This is a genomic window from Telluria sp. ZB4P36 (genome assembly GCF_059685865.1).
Genome location: NZ_JCASIE010000049.1, coordinates 1 through 2,162, shown reverse-complemented (window position 1 = coordinate 2,162; position 2,162 = coordinate 1). Strand labels below are relative to the sequence as shown.

The following is a 2,162-nucleotide window of genomic DNA, read 5'->3' as shown; positions in this document are numbered from 1 at the left end:
GACAGCGGCGCCATTCCCGCATCGGCTTTGTTCCGCCAGCGTTGTTCGCCGAATCCTTCAGCGAACAGCCGCAGGCGGCTTAAGACATGCGTGTCCGTTATTGACAGTACACCTCACCGGAACACCCTGCTTGCACCAGACATAGAAAGCGCCGCTTCAGCCGTTTGGCAGCATAACTATGCGAAGTCCTTGACAGCTTTCGCCTCGACGCAGGCCATGTATTTGTCCTTGCCTCGGCGCTATGCGTATGTAGCGCCTCGTGGATGGCCAGATGGTCCTCCGCGTGTGGGTGCTACGGCTGGGGCATACGCCAACCGTCAAGATGGGTACCGTATCTACTTCGAATCGACGGGTCAGAATGATCAATGGTCGACCGACAGCGACACCGACTACAGACTGTCGTCTGAAAGGGATCAAAGCGGCAACATCATGACTTGGACGCTGGTTACGCCAAGTGGCGATACCGAAGTCTATGACGCGAGCGGTCTGCTGGTCTCGCAAAAGCTGAAGGGCGGTACGCTACAAACTTTTCAGTACAGTGATGCCTTGACTTCGGCGGCCATCGCGCCCAGGCCGGGCTTGCTTCTCGCGGTGACGGACGGCTTTGGACGAGTCTTGCAGTTCCACTATGACGCCAAAGGCAGAATCAGCCTAATGATCGATCCGGCCGGACGGCTCTATCAGTATGCCTACGATGTAATCGGTAATTTGACCGATGTTACCTTTCCAGATGGACTTCGTAAGTTCTATCACTACAACGAATCCGGATTTCAACCAGTCGACGGCCAGCCTAATTTCGTTCATTTCCTGACCGGAATCAGTTACGAAATCAGCCCCGGGAATGTTGTACGTTACGCGACCTATAAATACGACACCAATGGTTACCCTATTTCCACTGAGCGTGCTGGCGGTGTCGACAAGTATGCGTTCAATGCGTCTACAAACAAGCTGACCGACCCGCTTGGCGCCCAGCGGACCATTCTGTTTCAGCAGGCAAACGGGGTGAAGCTCCTCAATTCCGTTTCGCAGCCGAGCGGTGAAGGTAGCGCGGCAGCAACCAATACTATTTCGTATGACGGGAATGGGAACATGGTGAGCAACACCGATTTCGCGGGCATCACGACCACCTACACTTACGACACCGTGCGCAATCTTGAGCTCACGCGTACTGAGGCATCCGGGACGCCATTGGCACGTAAGACAAGCACGCGTTGGCATGCCTACTTGCGGGTTCCCGAATCCGTGGCCGAGCCGAATCGCCGCATCGATTACATCTACGACGCGAAAGCAAATGTACTGACCAAGACCGTCCGTGCAACTTCCGATACTAATGGAGCCCTCGGGTTTTCCGCGTCACTGACTGGCACAGCGCGCGTCTGGACTTATACGTACAACGAGCACGGGCAAGTTACACAAGCCACCGTACCTGGCGCCGTGGGTTCAGCGACTACGACGTTCACTTACGATGGGCAAGGGAACCTAAGCACTGTCACCAATGCCCTTGGTCATCAGACTTTGCTGACGAGCTACAACGCCGATGGAAAGCCGGGGCGCATTACCGATCCCAACGGTTTGGTGACCGATATTACCTATACCTGGCGCGGCGCGCCAGCGACGGTGACCGTGGGCGGGGAAACGACCGGCTACACCTACGACGGCGCGGGGAAACTGCTTCAGGTTGTGTATCCATCCGGCGGTACGCTGAGCTATACCTATGACGCGGCTGGACGGCAGACTGGCGTCTCTGACAGCCTTGGCAATAGCATCGCCTACACGCTCGATGCGATGGGGAATCGCATCTCTGAGCAGGTGCGTGACAGTTCCGGCTTATTGGCTCGTCAAATCAGCCGTAGTTACGATCTGCTGAACCGGGTCAAGCAAGTGACGGGAGCCGCGCTATGAGCTATCAGAAAGCAATTTCACATGCGGTGGCAACGCTGCTATCGATGATGGCAGTCGAGACCTCGGCACAAGTCCAGAACACAACGACGAGTTATCAGTACGATCCGGTGGGCAACGTCACACAAATTACGGATCCGCTGAACTGAACCGCCCCGAGTTTTGTGGAGGCTCCATTCTTTGAGAAAATGGAGCTATGAAGAAGCAACCCAAGTATTCCCCCGAAGTCATCGAGCGCGCTGTGCGCATGGTCAGCGAAGCGA

General features: G+C 55.8%; 2 protein-coding genes. Both read left to right on the top strand.

The genetic code is table 11. From position 1 onward, the window contains the following. On the top strand, positions 1-1,902 hold a 1,902-nt coding region (locus AC56LK_RS25200; RefSeq protein WP_497187179.1), incomplete at its 5' end, for a hypothetical protein. Further along, on the top strand, positions 1,899-2,048 hold the full coding sequence (locus tag AC56LK_RS25195; protein ID WP_497187178.1) for an RHS repeat domain-containing protein: 150 nt from the start codon (positions 1,899-1,901) through the stop codon (positions 2,046-2,048). The genes AC56LK_RS25200 and AC56LK_RS25195, both read left to right, overlap by 4 nt. Positions 2,049-2,162 lie beyond the last annotated feature (114 nt).